This is a genomic window from Niveispirillum sp. BGYR6 (assembly GCF_027568365.1).
Lineage (GTDB): Bacteria > Pseudomonadota > Alphaproteobacteria > Azospirillales > Azospirillaceae > Niveispirillum.
Window position 1 is genome coordinate 35,850 of record NZ_JANLNL010000012.1, and the last position, 16,377, is coordinate 52,226.

Sequence of the window (16,377 nt, forward strand, 5' to 3'; positions counted from 1 at the left end):
CTGCACCCCGCTGGTATAAATAATCATACTTTTGCCGGCGGTGCCGGGGAGCGTCAGATCCGGCCCTGTTTCAACATCGTCACTGCATTATCGCAGGCCCGCGCCGTCAGCGCCATATAGGTCAGGGACGGGTTCTGACAGGCGGATGAGGCCATGGCCGCCCCATCGGTGACGAACACATTGGGCACATCATGCAGCTGGTTCCAGCGGTTGGTGACCGATATGCGTGGGTCATGGCCCATCATGGCCCCGCCCATTTCATGGATGGCGCTGCCGCCGATACCCGGCTGGTTCAAGGATAAGATCACCTTGCCGCCGGCGGCGGTCAGCATGGCGCTGGCCTCCTTGCTGGCATCGGTCAGGGCCTTGCGCTCATTCTCCCCATGGGTGAAGTCGATCTGCAGCAGCGGGGCGCCGAATTGATCGACCTTCACCGGGTCCAGGCGCAGACGGTTGCTTTCGCGCGGCAGGCTTTCGGCGAAGCTGACCAGCACCATGCGCCAGGGGCCGACATGGCGCAGATTATTTTTGAAGGCTTCGCCGATGCCGGCCTCGCGCTTGCCGCGCGTCCAGGTGCTGCGCAGCGCCCCGCCCTGGAAACTGTAACCGCGCACGAAATCTGTTTCCGGCTGGTCGGCCAGATTGCGGAAGCGCGGGATGATCACACCCGTCGGCCGGTTGCCATAGCTGGTGCGGTCCTGGAACGTATCAAACAGGGCGATGGCGCCCACCGTGCTGGCATGGTCCATGATGTGGGTGCCCAGCCGGCCGCTGCTGTTGCCCAGCCCGTTGGGAAACGCGTCGGAGCGGGAGCGCAGCAGCACATGGTTGGTGTTGAAGGCACCGGCATTCATGAAAATGATGCGGGCGGTATAGCGGCGGCGTTCACCGGTTTTCACATTCAACACCGACACGCCGCGCGCCCGCTTGGCCTTGGCGTCGTAATCCACCGTCTCCACCACCGTATCGGTGATCAGGGTCAGGTTCCCGGTGGCCTGAGCGGCGGGCAGGGTGGAGCTTTGCGTGCTGAAATAGGCGCCATAGGAACAGCCGCGCGGGCAGAGCATCCGGTTCTGGCAAACGCCGCGCCCTTCCTTTTCCTGGGTCAGGTTGGCGGTGCGGCCAATGGTCAGCCGCCGGTCGGGCCATTGCGCCTCAATCACCCCTTTGGCGTGCTTTTCCAGCACATTCAAGGCCATGGGCGGCTGATAAATGCCATCGGGCAGGGAGGACAGACCCTCATTCTGCCCTGAGACGCCGATGAATTTTTCCACATGATCGTACCAGGGCTTCAGGTCGGCATAGCGGATGGGCCAGTCCACCCCATGGCCATCCTTCTTGTTCGCCCCGAAATCATGGTCACTCATCCGATAGGATTGGCGGCCCCAGGTCAGCGACCGGCCGCCCAACTGATAGCTGCGCCACCAGTTGAACTGGGTGCCATCCGCCACGCTATAGGGGTTTTCACGGTCATTGACGAAATGGTTCTGGGTATATTCGGTGAAATGCCGGTTTTTGGATTGAACCGCGAAGTCCTTTTCAAAAAGCTGCGGATCGCCTTCACCGCGGAAGGGCATTTCCCACGGCGCCTTCATTTCGGTGACGTAATCCGTGCCATGTTCGATATGGCGACCGCGTTCGACCATCAGAACCTTCAGGCCCTTTTCGGTCAGTTCCTTTGCCGCCCAGCCGCCGGTGATGCCGGAGCCGACGACGATCGCGTCGAAATCTGTATTCATCCGAAATCCACCGCTGTCCAATCGTTCGACCAAGCCCGATCATTCGGGCCGACGGGTATATCCGGGTCGAAACGGCCCGGTACCAGCTCAAAGAACAGTTCCTGGCTGCCCCCGATTTCCGAGGTGTAATAGCCGGTGACGATCAGGCCCTTCCACGTGCGCCAGGGTGACTTCTCTCCCCCCTTGGCATAGGCGGCCGCATCCAGATCGCTCAGCGCCTTGGTCTGGGCCGTCGGTTTGGCGGCCAGGAAATTGCCGCCGGCCTTCAGGTCCAGCTCAAACCCCAGCCAGTCCAGCCAGCCGGCCCCGGCGGGGGCGGCACCGCCGCTGAACTGGTCGGCCGGGGGCGGGCGGCCGGTGCGGGCCAGCCCATGCTGCAGCGCCAGGGCGATGAAATCCGGCACCCCGGCCTTCACCGCCCCCGGCGTGGCCGTGTCGGGAATGGTCAGGTCACAGACCCGTTCCAGCAATTGCCGCATCCGGGCGGGCAGGGGGGGCGGCGCGCCGCCGGCCTGGGCCAATTGCGCCCAGACCTGGGCCGGTGTCAGCGCCGCCCCAGCCAACGCCAGACCGGCGCGCAGCAGATGGCGGCGACTGGTGCCGGGCGGGTGAGCGAGGGTTGGCATCGGCTGCATCCTTATCATCCTTCAGGGTCAGAACAGGCCCAGCTTGCCGCCGCCGGCGACAAAATCACGATAAGCATCCCGGCGGGCCGGTTCCAGCGGGTCAACTGGACCCGGCTGATCGCCCAGGGCCATGATCTTGCCGCTGGACAGCCGGGGCCAGAGCGGGGCGGGGGAGCCTTTGCCGTTTGGGTCACCATCGCGCACGAAATTCACCCAATAGCCCATCATGCTGGCGGCAATCGCGCGGTCGGCTTCTGGCATGGGACGGCCAGACTTATCCAGGGTGCCGAACATATAGGGCAGTTCGGCGCTGTGGAAGCTGCCGAACCGTTCGGCCGGGGTGCCCGGCTGGGCGTGGCGGAACAGATAGGCATAAACGGGCGCGGCACCTGCCGGCCGGGCCTCTGCCCAGGCCAGCATGGCAGCGGTTGCCTGTTCGCGCAGCAGACGCTGTGCCGCCGCTGGGGCCGCCGCGTCGGACGCGGCGGTGTAGAAGGGGCGGAAACGGTCGGCCTTGTCGCCAAAGCGGCGGGTCAGCAGTTCCCCCAATTGTGCCACGCTGGTCAGGGACCAGTCGGGCCCGGTGCTGCTTTCATCGGCGGTCAGGCCGGTCAATACCGGTATATCCGACCGCTGCTTTGCCGGGTCTGGCAGAATGGCAGGTTCCGTGATCGGGAAGAAGCGCAGGCCCGGCGGCCCCAGCGTCGGCGCCTTGGCGGCCTTGCTGACCGCCTCAGCCGGCAAAGCGCGCAGGGCGTTAATGTCGGTCACGCCGGTAGCCGCCAGCAGCTTTTCACCCATGGTTTCGGCCGCCGTGCGGGGCAGCGTGGGAATCCCCATGCCGGAACCGCTCTGCGCGATGGCCTGCCCGAACAGGCCGGCGGCCGCAGGGGAAGCCAGCAACGCATGGACAGAGGCCGCCCCCGCCGACTGGCCGGCCACGGTCACCCGCGTCGGATCGCCGCCGAAGCGGGCGATATTCTCCTTCACCCAGCGCAGGGCGGCGATCTGGTCCATCAGCCCGTAATTGCCCGATGAACCGGCTTCCCGCGTCAGGGCGGGATGGGCCAGGAAACCGAAGACGCCCAATCGGTAATTCAGGGAAACCACGATGATGCCCTGCCGCGCCAGGGCCGTGCCTTCATAGAGCGGCACGGAACCGGCACCGCCGACAAAGGCCCCGCCATGAATCCAGACCATGACGGGCAATTTGCCGGAAGCCGTTGCCTCCCCCGCCGGCCGCCAAAGATTGACGGTCAGGCAATCTTCGCTGGTTGGGTTGGTGGAGAAATATTCCGCCGTCCAGGGGGAGCCGCCGGGCGGGCTGTGCGGCGGCTCCTGCAGGCAATCCGGCCCGAATGCCGTGGCATCGCGCACCGATGTCCAGGCCGGGGCCGGCTGCGGTGCGCGCCAGCGGTTGGCCCCGCCCGTGTCCGCCGCATAGGGGATGCCCAGAAAAGCATCCACGCCATCGGCGGATTTACCGGCCACCGGGCCGGCGCTGGTAGTCACCTGCGGTGCCGCCGCCTGTACGGCTGCCCCAGCCGCCAGCAGCGACAGCAGGCAGGCAGCGCTGGTCAAACAGCGCAAATATCGGCGCATCCCGGCCTCCCCTGTTCTGAAATCCGGTCCTTGATGAGTGCCGGCAGCCCGCCAATGGCCGCCGGCCGTCACAAAGTCTGCTTATCAGAAGCGGTAAGTGCCCTGGATACCGAAGGTGCGCGGCGGGGCATAGATGGTGTTATAGATCAGCGAACCACCGGCGGCGTTGAAGTTGGCAAAGGCCAACGGCTGCTTGTCTTCAAGGTTGCGCACATAGGCCTGGATGGAATAGTCGCCCTCCGCTGAATTATATTCCAGCGACAGATCGGTCATGATGAAACCCTTCTGCCGCATCCCGGCCCAATTCACCACCGACAGGTAATGGGTCGATTTGTAACGGCTAAAGGCACCGGCCACGATATTGGCGCCATTGCCAATTTCGAACGTGTGGCTGTAACCGGCTGAGAGCGTCCATTTCGGGGCCTGCGGCGGGCGGTTGCCGGCCAGGTTGAAGGGCTGGATGCCGGGTGTTACCGGGTCGCTGTCATTGATGGCATTGCCATTGACGCCCATCAGCGATGAGGCGAAATCCTGCACCTTGGCGTCCAGATAATTGATGGTGAAGGACAGCTCATCCACCGGGCTCAACAACAGGCGGGTGTCGGTTTCAATACCCCAGACGCGGGATTTACCGGCATTCAGGGTGCGTGCGCCGACATTATTATCGACGAACACCTGGATCTGCTGATCCTTGTAATCATAATAGAAGGCTGACGCGTTGAACTGCACGCGACCGTTATTGAAACGGTTCTTGGTGCCGATTTCATAGGCGGTCAGCTTTTCCGGATCATAGGAGCCGACACTGTCAAACCCGCCGCTCTTATAGCCGGTGCTGGCCTTGGCGTAGACCAAGCTGTCACGCGCCGGCTTCCAGTCGATACCGATATTGCCGGTGACCTGATCGGAGGAGGAGCGCGGCTTCAGGATGCTGGCGCCGGGGGAGCCAAAGGCCGGCGGCGTCGGACCTTCGCCACGGCCGAAGCGCGGACCGTAATTATAGAAGGTGCCGCTCTTGGCATCATCCGTATAGCGCAGGCCGCCGGTCACCGTCAGTTCCGGCCCCATCAGCGGCACGGTCACCTGACCAAAGGCGGCCTTGGAGGTGGAGAGCACGTCCGGGCGGTAGAAATAATTCAGATAGGCCTTGGGCAGTTCCAGATAAAGCCCGCGCGACAGATCCACCTTTTCCCGGAAATAGAAGCCGCCCAGCTGATAGAACAGCCCGCTGTCCAGCGTCTTGGACAGGCGGATTTCATGGCTCTGCGTCTCAGAATTCAGCTTGTTGTTGCGATAGGTGAAGGTGGCCGGCAGATAGCCGTTCAAGGGCAGCACGCTGTCCGTCTTATTGTCGCGGTAGCCACCCAGATAGGCCAGGGTGCCCAGATCGAAATCAACCTCGATCCGGCCGCGCAGGGCGAACTGCTCGCTGTTGAAATTACCCAGATCGCCCAGCGGGAAACTGTGCGTATTGATACCGCTGAAGGTCAGCTTGGACGGGATGCCGTTATTTTCCAGCGTGGGCGTGGAGGGGATGGCATCCACAATGCCCGCCGCATAGGCTGGGTTGGTCAGCACGCCATTCTGGGCGACCAGGACGCCATACTGCGACGGCGGCAACTGGTCAACATTGACATATTCACCCGCGATATAGGTGCGGATATTCTCCGTCGGTTCCCAAGCCAGCGACAGGCGGGCGGCATCGACATTCTGATCCTCGCCGCGGCCGACGGCACCATGCTTGCGATAGCCATCATGGGAGGTGTGCATCCCTGCCAGACGCACGGCCACCGTGTCGCCCAGCGGTACATTGACCGCACCCTCGGCCTTTTTGGCGTCGAAATTGCCATAGCCCAGGGTGGCGAAGCCGGTGGTCTTGCCCAACACCGGCTTGGCGGCGATGATGTTGATGGCGCCGGCGGTGGCGTTGCGGCCATAAAGCGTGCCCTGCGGGCCGCGCAGCACCTCGATCCGTTCCAGATCGAAGAAGCTGGCATTCAAGGCCACCGGGCGGTTGATATACTCGCCATCGATACCGATGGTCAGGGCCGGGTCGGATGCCTCCGACACGTCCTGGCTGGAAACGCCGCGCACGCTGATCTTGGTGAAGATCGTGTCGTTGGTGACATTCAGGTCGGGTGCCAGCCGGGTCAGCCCGTTCACATCGGTCACGCCGGATTTCAGCAGATCGTCAGCGCTGAAGGCGCGCAGGGCAATAGGCGTATCCTGCAGGTTGGTGGCGCGCTTGGTCGCGGTCACCACAATTTCTTCCAGCGCAAAATCGCTGTCAGCCGCCTGGGCAGCGGTCGCAAAAAGGGCGGCCGCTCCTGCGGCCAGCAGGAGCTTGGAACGGGTACGCATCGATGTCCTCCCTTGAGAGCCCGATTGGTCAGGGCCTGGGCTCTTTTTCTAAAACTAGAACCCTAATTCTGAAAACATTTAACCCCCGGATGGTTCGGGCGTCAAGCCGTTCCGTGACGCATGGAAATGCAATGGTAATAGGTGTTGGCCCACACGGCCCTACGGATTAGAATGATGTCAATAGAATCAGGGTTTTAATTTTTTAAGGGCGTGAAAGTGTCGAGCATGGATGAGGCGCCGGAGAGCGAGCCGTTGTTGAACCCCACCGGGCGGGAGCCCAAACAGGGGCGCAGCCGGGCGTCTTTTGAGCGGATGTTGGCCGCCGCCACCGATCTGTTGATGGAACGCGGCAATGATGATTTCGCCCTGACCGACGTGGCGAAGCGGGGAAAAGTCTCCATCGGATCGATCTATTGCCGATTCGACAGCAAGGATGATCTGATCCAGGTGGTGCAGCACCGCTTTATCGACCGGATGATCATTGAACAGTCGGAAATGGTGGCGCGGATGACGGCGAAGGCCGGCGACCTGGACAGCCTGGTCCGCGCCTTTGTGGAGGAGCTGGCGGAGTTCCTGAAGCGCAATGCCCCGGTGATGCGGCCGATGATGCAGCGCGCTGCCAGCGACCCGGTGGTCAGCGCGCTGGGGCAACGCGGCTATCAGGATCTGGCTGACAAGGTGCAGACGGCCCTGCTGGCCCGGCGGGAGGAGATTGGCCATAATCTGCCCGAACTGGCCATCGATACCATCCTGCGCGTCGCCTATTCCACCTTCGCCCGCCATCTGGGATTCGGCATGACCGGCGGCAATTATAACAAGGCCGACTGGAAGAACCTGAAGACGGAGGTGGGGGTGATGTGTTCCACCTATCTGCGCAACGCCCATCGATGAGACGTTGACGGCGCGCCTTTCCGTTTATAAATAGAATTATTATTCTTATTCGGTCGATGCGCGACCGAATCCCCAAACGGAAAGGTCTGCCGCCATGGCATCCGGTGCTGCCCCCGCCAGCGGGCGGGCCGCCAGCTTGCACGCCATCGACCATGCCGCCGCCATGACGCCGCAACGGCGCAAACAGGCGCTGGTGGTGGTTGCCGGCGCCTTCATGATGGATCTGATTGACCTCACCATCGTCAATGTCGCCTTGCCTTCCATCCAGCGCGATCTGGGGGCCGATACGGCGGCGATGCAATGGATGGTGGCGGGCTATGCCGTGGCCTTTGCCGTGCTGCTGATCACCGGTGGCCGGCTGGGGGATACCAAGGGCTATCGCCGGCTGTTCATGCTGGGCATGGCGGGCTTCACCGCCACCTCGCTGCTCTGCGGGGCGGCGGTCAGTGCGGAAATGCTGGTGCTGGCGCGGCTGGCCCAGGGGGCGACGGCGGCGTTGATGCTGCCGCAGGTCATGTCACTGATCCAGGTGATGTATCCGCCCGCCGAACGGATCGGTGCGCTGGCCGTATTCGGCGTGCTGGGCGGCATTGCCGCTGTGCTGGGGCCGGTAATCGGCGGCATCCTGATTGAGGCCAACCTGTTCGGCCTGGGCTGGCGGCCGATTTTCCTGATCAACGGGCCGTTGGGTCTGGTGGGGCTGATTGCCGCCTGGCGCCTGCTGCCGCCGGGCCGGTCGGCCCATGGCGGGGCGGTCGATCTGGTGGGCACCGGCCTGATTGCCGCTACCCTGCTGGCCCTGCTGCTGCCGCTGTTGCAGGGGCGGGAGGCGGGCTGGCCGCTCTGGTGTCTGGCGCTGCTGGCGGCCTCGCCGCTGCTGGCCTGGGCCTTCATCGCCCATATCCGCCGACAGGCCCCGCATGGGAAGGCGCTGGTGGACCCGGTTTTGTTCGCCAATCGCGGTTTCAGCGTGGGCCTGTCCCTGTCGCTTTGCTTTCAGGCGACGACGGCGGGGCTGCTGTTCATCCTGACACTGACCTTGCAATATGGCTTGGGCTGCACGCCGTTGGAAACGGCCCTGGTCCATATTCCCTATGCGTTGGGGGCGTCGGTGGCCATCGGCTTTGTGGCAAGGCGGGCGCTGCCGCGCATCGGGTTGCGGCTGATCCTGATCGGTGTGGTGCTGATGCTGGCCGGGCTGGCCGCCTTGGCTGCGCTGGTGGCAGGCGGGGGTGGGCTGGTGCCGCTGGGGGCGGCCTTGCTGCTGACCGGGACCGGCATGGGCATGGTGGGCGGGCCGCTGGGGCCGGTCACCCTGTCGGATGTCGATGTCGCCCATGCCGGTTCGGCGTCTGGCAGCATGAAGGCGGTGCAGCAGCTGGGTGCTGCCAGCGGTGCGGCGCTGATCGGCGGCGTGTTCTTCATCCTGGCTGGCGATCTGGCGAATGGTGCCGCGCGCTCGGCCTTTCTGCTGACCGTGCCGCTGCTGGCGGGGCTGCTGTTGATGGTGGCGTTCCTGGTGACGCGCCTGCCGCGCGATCTGCGGATTTTCAAGAAGCAACAAGGATAAGGGAGGACAGTATGAGCGACCCTATTCTGCGCCTGGGCATGATTGGCGGCGGGCCGGGCAGTTTCATCGGGCCCGTCCACCGCATGGCGGCGGAACTGGATGGCCGTATCCGGCTGGTGGCGGGGGCCTTCAGCAGCGATGCTGAACGGTCGCGCCAAGCCGGGGCCGGCTATGGCATCGACCCTGCCCGGGCCTATCCCAGCCATCAGGCGATGATCGCGGCGGAAAGCCAGCGGGCGGATGGGATTGATCTGGTGGCCATCGTCACCCCCAACCATCTGCATGTGCCGGCCAGCCGGGACGCCCTGCGCGCCGGCCTGCATGTGATGTGCGACAAGCCGGCCGCCCTGTCGCTGGCGGAAATGCAGGGGCTGGCCGGGGTGGTGGCCGATGCGAAGGGGCTTTATGCGCTGACCCACACCTATACCGGCTATCCGCTGGTGCGCGAGGCGCGCGCCCTGGTGGCCGCCGGACGCTTGGGCCGGTTGCGCAAGGTGGTGGTGGAATATAGCCAGGGCTGGCTGTCCACCGCGCTGGAGGAAACGGGCAGCAAACAGGCCGGCTGGCGCACTGATCCAGCCCTTTCCGGGGCCGGCGGTTGCATCGGTGATATCGGCGTTCATGCCTTCAATCTGGCCGAATATGTTGCCGGGGCCCCGGTGCGGGAACTCTGTGCCGATCTCTCCATCATGGTGCCGGGGCGGCGGCTGGATGATGATTGCAACATCCTGCTGCGTTTTGATGATGGCACGGCACAGGGCGTGCCCGGCGTGCTGCACGCCTCCCAGATTGCCGCGGGTGACCGCAACGGCTTGCGCCTGCGGGTGTTCGGCACAGAGGCCGGGCTGGACTGGTCCCAGGAGGTGCCCAACACGCTGACCATCCATGGGCTGGATGGCCGGACGGAGGTGCTGCATACCGGTGCCGGCAATCTGGGCCCGGCGGCGCGTGCCGCCACCCGCCTGCCCACCGGCCACCCGGAGGGCTATATCGAGGCTTTCGCCAATCTCTACCGCGATTTCGCCGCTGCCATCCGGGCAGGGGCGATGCCGGCCGATGGCAGCCTGCCAGGGGTTGAGGCGGGCCTGCGTGGCATGGCGTTTATTGAAACCGCCGTGGCCAACAGCCAGGCGCGGGCGGGGTGGAGCCGGCTGGTGGTGTAGGGGGGAGGAAGGCGTGTCGCTGCCGACGGCGTTGATTATCCTCACTATTCCCGCATCCTCCCACCGTCACCCCGGCCTACGCCGGGGTGACGGTGGGAGAGACGCCAAACACGTGGCCCCTTCTCTCCCCCACGCAATGCACGAAATTTATACGTCAAAACACAAAACCACCCGGAGGAACACCCATGCGCACCATCAAAGGCCCCGGCATCTTCCTGGCGCAGTTTGCCGGCGATGCCGCCCCCTTCAACAGCCTGGAAGCCATTGCCGATTGGGCGGCCGGTCTGGGTTACAAGGGCGTGCAGATCCCCAGCTGGGATGCCCGCCTGTTCAACCTGCGGCTGGCCGCTGAAAGTCGCGACTATGCCCAGCAGATACAGGGGATGCTGGCCGCCAAGGGGTTGGCGGTGACGGAGCTTTCCACCCATCTGCAGGGCCAGCTGGTGGCCGTTCACCCGGCCTATGATCCGCTGTTTGACGGGTTTGCCGACCCTTCGGTGCGCGGCAACCCGGCCGCCCGCCAGCAATGGGCGGTGGAACAGCTGCATCTGGCGGCCCGCGCCAGCGCCAATCTGGGGCTGACGGCCCATGCCAGCTTCTCCGGCGCTTTGGCCTGGCCCTATATCTATCCCTGGCCGCAGCGCCCCGCCGGGCTGGTGGAGGAGGCGTTTGCCGAGCTGGCCCGGCGCTGGCGCCCGATTCTGGAGGCGTTTGAGGAGGCCGGTGTCGATCTCTGTTTCGAACTGCATCCAGGCGAAGACCTGCATGATGGTGCCAGTTTCGAACGGTTCCTGGAGGCGGTGGGTGGCCATGCCCGCGCCAATATCCTGTTCGATCCCAGCCATTTTGTGTTGCAGCAACTGGATTATCTGGCCTTCATCGACCGCTATCATGACCGTATCCGCGCCTTCCATGTGAAGGATGCGGAATTCCGGCCCGATGGCCGGTCGGGTGTCTATGGCGGCTATCAGGGCTGGGTGGACCGGCCGGGCCGCTTCCGTTCGCTGGGCGACGGGCAGGTCGATTTCAAGGCGATCTTCGCCAAGCTGGCGCAGTATGATTATCCCGGCTGGGCCGTGCTGGAATGGGAATGCGCCCTGAAGCACCCCGAAGATGGCGCGCGGGAAGGGGCCCCCTTCATCCGCGACCATATCATCCGCGTCACCGACCGCGCCTTCGACGATTTCGCCGATGCCGGCGTGGATGCGGGGCTGAACCGGCGGCTGTTGGGGATTTAAGGGGGATACAGCTGATCCTTGGGCTACATGGCCAAGGGTCAGCCGTTTGTACAACACCATATGGGCGTGACCAACGATTGTCAGGTCGGTGAGAGTTCGTCCAAGAATTTTCAATTATTTGTCAATATCTTAACCGTCATTCCCGCGAAGGCGGGAATCCAAAATCCGCGCTGTTGTATGGATTCCCGCCTTCGCGGGAATGACGGTAGAGAAAGGGCAAGGCTTCGAAAGGCGGGATAACTTTCCAGATAGACACTGAGTGTCCGCCTAAGAATTTTTTCTTTTTATCAATATTTTACTGATTTACACCGTCACCCCGGCGAAGGCCGGGGTCCAGGTTCGTAGAGCAAAGCGCCCTTTGAGTCTGGACCCCGGCCTTCGCCGGGGTGACGGTGAAATTGAAATCAAAGAAAACTTTCCAGACAGACACTGAGAGATAAGCGATCATCAGGTCATGCGGGCGGATGTTCGGCACGCTTGCGGGCAATGAAGGTCTCAATATCGAAGCCGTCAGCGGTGCCGCTTGCTTCACCGGCCACCAGGGCGGCCCGCAACAGCTCCAGCTTGGTTTCCTCTTCCTCAAGCCGGCGCAGACCGGCGCGAACAACGTCGCTGGCATTGCTGTAACGCCCGCTGGCGACCTGCTTTTCAATGAAGCTGCTGAAATGCTCACCCAGAATGAATGATGTATTCCTGCCCATGGCCCAGCCTTCAGTCTGAATTTATACCATATTATGGTATAAATTCAGACTGTGCAAGGTGAGCGCCAGCACATGGCCCCCTTTGCCCTCAGCCCACCGACAGGGTTACCGGCAGGTCAGCACTGTTCCAGCCCAGCAGCACCTGATGGGGGCCGGGGGCGCGTTGCCAGCGGCCAGCCTGTTCATCCCAATGCTGGAAGGCGCGGGGGGGCAGGGTGAAGCGGGCCTGCTGTTCCGCCCCGGCCGCGATGGCCAGTGCTGCAAAGCCCCGCAGGTGGCGGATGCCATCCGGCCCGGCCACATAAAGCTGCGGCACCGCCTTGCCGGCGCGGTCGGACAGGTTGCGCAGCGTCACCGTCACGTCCGCCCCGCCGTCGGCGGTTGGCGTCAGGCGCGCATCGGACAGGGCGAACCGGGCATAGCCGAAACCGGCGCCGAACGGGTAAAGCGGGGTGCTGCCCGCTGCTTGCATCCCCTTGTACCCGATCAGGTGGCCTTCAAGGTAAGGCAGATCGCCCTTCGCATCCGGCGTCAGGCCGAAGGCGGGGTAATCCGCGTCCTTGGCGGCGATGCTGACCGGCAGGCGCCCGCCCGGTTCGCGGTCGCCGGCCAGCACCTGGGCCAGGGCGGGGCCGTACTGTTCACCGGGGAACCAGGTGATCAGCAGGCCGCGCACCTGATCGTGCCAGGAAATATCAAAGGCATGGGCGACATTGCAGATGGCCACCAGATTGGCATTCACATGCCGCACCCGGCGCAGCAACTCCAACTGCGCATCGGGCAGGCGGGTGCCCGCGCGGTCCTTGCTTTCCACCCCGGAATCCGCCGTTTCGCCCAGCATCAGCAGCACCAGATCAGCCTGGGCCGCCAGGGCAACCGCGCGGTCCAGCATGTCCGCCGGGCGGTCGGGACCGCGCATCCCGTACCACAGACCCTGGGCGCGGGCGGGCGTATAGGCCAGTTCAAAACAGAGCAGCACCGGGCGGCCCGCCTGCATTTCCACCAGCACGCTCTCGCTGTCGCCGCCCTTCAGAATGCCCATCAGGTCGGACGGGGAAACCGGCCCGCCGCCCTGGAAGACCGGCTTGCCATCGACATACAGCGTGACGGCCCCCGTGCCACCGATATGCACGCGGTGCGGCCCGTCGCGTTCCGGGGTGAACCAGCCGGTGGCGCGGATGCGGCCCGCCTGTTTCAGCGCATCGGTGCCCGGCAGGCCGACAAACCAAGTCAGCGAATTGGTGTCGCGGGTTTCGGCGTGAAGCGGCTCGCTCTCCCCCTCATGCCCGGCCAGCCATTCCACCGTCAGGCCGCGCGTCGCCCCGTCGCCCAGATCGCGGGCGGGGCGGGCGGACAGCGGCGGCAGGCGGTATTCCGGCTCCACGCCTTGTTCATAGCCCACCTCGAACCGGTCGCCGAACTGGTCGCGGATGGCCTGCAGCGGGTTGATGAAATCCGGGCGCACGGCGATCTTGGCGAAGGTGCCGCCTTGCAGGCAGGGGGCGGTGGCATTGGGGCCGATCACGGCGATGCGCCGGGCGCGGGTTGGCTGCAGCGGCAGGATATCCTGGCTGTTCTTCAACAGCACAAAGCCGGCGGCGGCTGCCTCCGCCAATGTCGCATCCACATCAAGCGGGGCGGGCTGGCGCGGCAGCGCATCGATGCGGGCCACGGCCTTGGCCACGCGGCCCGCCGCATCTTCCAGCCGGCTGGCCGGCACCTCGCCGGCTTCCACGGCGGCGGCGAATTTCTTCCCCAGCACCCGGTCCGGCCCCGGCATGTCCAGGTCCAGCCCGGCCTGGGCCGAACGCAGGGTGTTATGCGCGCCGAACCAGTCCGACACGATGAAGCCGGGGAAGGCCCAATCGCCCTTGACGATGCCGGTCAGCAGCCCCTGATGTTCAACGCAATAATCCCCGTTCAGCCGGTTATAGGCGGCCAGGATGCCGACGCAGCCGGCCGCGGCGGCCATTTCAAATGGCAGCAGATAGGTTTCCCGCAGGGCACGATCACTGGCCACGGCATTCATGCTGTCGCGGGCGGTTTCGCTGTCATTGCAGACCAGATGCTTGGCGACGGAGCCGACACCCTGGCCCTGCAGCCCGGTGATCCAGGCCGCCCCCAGCGTGCCGGCCAGGAACGGGTCTTCGCCATACAGCTCAAAACCCCGGCCACAGAGCGGGCTGCGCTGCAGGTTCAGGTTGGGGGCCAGCACGGCATCCACGCCCAGGCGCCGCGCCTCCATCCCCACAATGGCCCCCACCCGCTGCACCAGGGCCGGGTCGAAACTGGCCCCCAATGCCGTGCCGCAGGGGGTGAGCACCGCCACATCCCGTTCATCCACCCGGCCAGAGGCAATGCCCATCGGCCCATCGGCCATCTGAATGGACCGGACGCCCGGCAGTTCCGCCGTGGACCACATATCGCGGCCAGAGGTCAGGGCTGCCTGTTGGGAAAGCGTGGGGGACATGGGGTTAACTCCCTGGGGGGTGGTTTTTGGTTGGGTTTGGAGGGGTTTACGAGGGGCGGCGTGATCCGGTTTGTTCCGCCATCACCGCCCCATCCACCGTCACCCCGGCGTAGGCCGGGGTCCAGGGGCCACAGGCGCTTCGCTCTACGAAACTGGACCCCGGCCTACGCCGGGGTGACGGTGGAAGAAGGGCACTACGGTACAGATGAACACGCTGGTGGGGCCAGGCCTCCCTCACCGCGCCAGCCGCATCACCTGCTCGGCCTGCGCCTTGACCTGGGCGGCAATGTCGGCATCGGCCAGCCGTCCTTCCGCGTCAAACGGCTTCTGCGCCACGGTATTGACGGCGATGCCCAGCGGGGTGGGCCAGCCGCGCATGGCGTGGACGATGCCGCGCAGGGCGGACAGCGTCACGCCGCCGGCCTGCCAGCCCGCCGCCGTCACCACCAGCCCCACCGCGCGCCCATCGAAATAGACGCGGGTGTCGCTGCGCAGATCTTCCAGCAGGTCGATGGCGTTCTTCACCAGCCCCGACACCCCGCCATGATAGCCGGGGGAGCCGATGACCAGCCCGTCCGCCGCCCGTACAGCCTCCACAAACTCCCGCTGCTCGGGCGTGCGCTCAGGGTTTTCCGGGGCGAAGTGCGGCAGGGCGGCAAGGGCCGCCCCACCGAACAGCCGGGTTTCCGCCCCCAGCTCGGCGGTGGCGGCCAGAACGGCCGCCACCATGCGTTCACCCGACGAACCCGGCCGGGTGGTGCCACCGAACCCGACGATCAGCGGCCGGCTCATGCTGCTTTGCCCTTGAAGGCGGGGATGACATGGCGGGACAGCAGGTCCAGCGTCTGGTTGGCATAGGCCTTGCGCTTGGCCGTCAGCGGGCCGGTCAGCATCCCGCACAGCACATTGCCGATGCCCAGTTCGGCATAGGGCTTCAGATGCTCGATCACGGTTTCCGGGCTGCCATACAGGCACCAGGTGCCGATCCAGTCCTCGGTCAGGGCGTTGGGCGTGTGGTCGGTCTTCTTGTTGGCGGCCGCTTCCTCTGCCTTGGCATTGAAGGCGGTTTCGCGGTCAACGGCGGCCTGATAATCGGTCAGGATATCTTCCAGTTCCGCGCGCGCCTGCGCATCGGTCTCGGCAATATGCACGCACTGATAAGTGTGGGTGGTCCAGGACAGCGCGTCGGCCACACGTTCGGCCGAATGGCCGGCGGCCAGCAGCAGGTCGCGGTAAATATTGAAGAATTTCTGCACATGCTTGAACGGCTCCGTCCCGCCGATCTGCGGCGGGGTGAAGGCCGGGATGAAGGCGGGCCAGCCGAATTCCGCCGCGCGCCGGGCGCTGCTTTCCTTCATCGCCACCGGCATCAGCCGCGCATGGCCGGGTGTATAGGCGACGGGCGCAATGCGCTGCAGCACTTCACCCCGGTAATGGCCATTATCGAAACGGATGGCAGGGTCTTCCGGCTTCTTGGCCCAAAGTTGTTCGGCAATGGCCAGATTCTCTTCAGCCAGACGGGAGGCTTCCTTATAACTGACGCCGAAGCCGATCATTTCCTCCGGCGTGGTGCCGCTGCCCACGCCGACCAGCAGGCGACCTTCGGTCAGCTGGTCCAGGATATTGATGCGTTCGACAAAGCGCACCGGATGGTGCAGCGGCACCGTGGTGACGGAAATGCCGAAATGCATCCGCTTCACCCGCGCCGCCAGATAGGCGGCGAACATCATCGGGTCAGAGGCAATGGGCATATAGCCGGTGAAATGATGGTCCGGCAGGAACACCGCGTCCAGACCGGCGGCTTCTGCCCGATCGACATGCTCGATCAGGTCCAGCAGCAGACCACGGTCCTGGTCTTCGCCCATGGTGCGGGAGTTCAGAAAGGTTGAAAAACGCATGGGGTTCCTCCTTGTTCACAGCCACGGTCCTGGCGCATCGCACCCCTGGTGCGTGGCCGGCCATGGCTTTGGAATTAGAATTGCTATTCTGAATAGCTAACGGAGCGAACCGCCGGGTGTC

At 64.6% G+C, this 16,377-nt stretch carries 12 protein-coding genes; 4 read left to right on the forward strand and 8 right to left on the reverse strand.

The window, feature by feature from the left end; genetic code table 11:
• Positions 1-53: 53 nt before the first annotated feature.
• The 4 genes from PCJ49_RS20585 to PCJ49_RS20600 form a co-directional block, all read right to left on the reverse strand.
• Positions 54-1,739, reverse strand: coding sequence for a GMC family oxidoreductase (locus tag PCJ49_RS20585; protein WP_269912590.1), 1,686 nt, complete (start codon positions 1,737-1,739; stop codon positions 54-56).
• Complete coding sequence (locus PCJ49_RS20590; RefSeq protein WP_269912591.1) at positions 1,736-2,365, reverse strand: gluconate 2-dehydrogenase subunit 3 family protein; 630 nt, start codon at positions 2,363-2,365, stop codon at positions 1,736-1,738. Before PCJ49_RS20590 ends, PCJ49_RS20585 begins: the two co-directional genes overlap by 4 nt.
• 27 nt (positions 2,366-2,392) lie before the next feature.
• Positions 2,393-3,967: a carboxylesterase family protein gene (locus PCJ49_RS20595; RefSeq protein ID WP_269912592.1), complete on the reverse strand. Its 1,575-nt coding sequence runs from the start codon at positions 3,965-3,967 to the stop codon at positions 2,393-2,395.
• 84 nt (positions 3,968-4,051) lie between these two features.
• Positions 4,052-6,325 (reverse strand): TonB-dependent receptor, encoded by a 2,274-nt coding sequence (locus PCJ49_RS20600; RefSeq protein ID WP_269912593.1) that lies wholly within the window; start codon positions 6,323-6,325, stop codon positions 4,052-4,054.
• A 225-nt stretch (positions 6,326-6,550) separates the two neighbouring features.
• On the opposite strand from PCJ49_RS20600, the gene PCJ49_RS20605 reads away from it, so the two are divergent.
• The 4 genes from PCJ49_RS20605 (at position 6,551) to PCJ49_RS20620 (ending at position 11,187) form a co-directional block, all read left to right on the forward strand.
• Positions 6,551-7,216 carry a TetR/AcrR family transcriptional regulator gene (locus PCJ49_RS20605; RefSeq protein ID WP_269912711.1) on the forward strand — a complete coding sequence of 222 codons (666 nt, stop codon included), beginning with the start codon at positions 6,551-6,553 and terminating at the stop codon, positions 7,214-7,216.
• Positions 7,217-7,310: 94 nt separating this feature from the next.
• Positions 7,311-8,786: an MFS transporter gene (locus PCJ49_RS20610; RefSeq protein ID WP_269912594.1), complete on the forward strand. Its 1,476-nt coding sequence runs from the start codon at positions 7,311-7,313 to the stop codon at positions 8,784-8,786.
• Between the two features lie 11 nt (positions 8,787-8,797).
• Positions 8,798-9,949 carry a Gfo/Idh/MocA family oxidoreductase gene (locus PCJ49_RS20615; RefSeq protein ID WP_269912595.1) on the forward strand — a complete coding sequence of 384 codons (1,152 nt, stop codon included), beginning with the start codon at positions 8,798-8,800 and terminating at the stop codon, positions 9,947-9,949.
• A 185-nt stretch (positions 9,950-10,134) separates the two neighbouring features.
• Positions 10,135-11,187 carry a sugar phosphate isomerase/epimerase gene (locus tag PCJ49_RS20620; protein ID WP_269912596.1) on the forward strand — a complete coding sequence of 351 codons (1,053 nt, stop codon included), beginning with the start codon at positions 10,135-10,137 and terminating at the stop codon, positions 11,185-11,187.
• 452 nt (positions 11,188-11,639) lie between these two features.
• Here PCJ49_RS20620 and PCJ49_RS20625 read toward each other — a convergent pair whose 3' ends face one another.
• The 4 genes from PCJ49_RS20625 to PCJ49_RS20640 form a co-directional block, all read right to left on the reverse strand.
• Complete coding sequence (locus PCJ49_RS20625) at positions 11,640-11,888, reverse strand: type II toxin-antitoxin system ParD family antitoxin (RefSeq protein ID WP_269912597.1); 249 nt, start codon at positions 11,886-11,888, stop codon at positions 11,640-11,642.
• An 88-nt stretch (positions 11,889-11,976) separates the two neighbouring features.
• Complete coding sequence (locus PCJ49_RS20630; RefSeq protein ID WP_269912598.1) at positions 11,977-14,358, reverse strand: glycoside hydrolase family 3 C-terminal domain-containing protein; 2,382 nt, start codon at positions 14,356-14,358, stop codon at positions 11,977-11,979.
• Between the two features lie 234 nt (positions 14,359-14,592).
• Positions 14,593-15,150, reverse strand: coding sequence for an NAD(P)H-dependent oxidoreductase (locus PCJ49_RS20635; protein WP_269912599.1), 558 nt, complete (start codon positions 15,148-15,150; stop codon positions 14,593-14,595).
• On the reverse strand, positions 15,147-16,256 hold the full coding sequence (locus PCJ49_RS20640; protein WP_269912600.1) for an LLM class flavin-dependent oxidoreductase: 1,110 nt from the start codon (positions 16,254-16,256) through the stop codon (positions 15,147-15,149). The genes PCJ49_RS20635 and PCJ49_RS20640 overlap by 4 nt, the downstream gene beginning before the upstream one ends.
• Positions 16,257-16,377 lie beyond the last annotated feature (121 nt).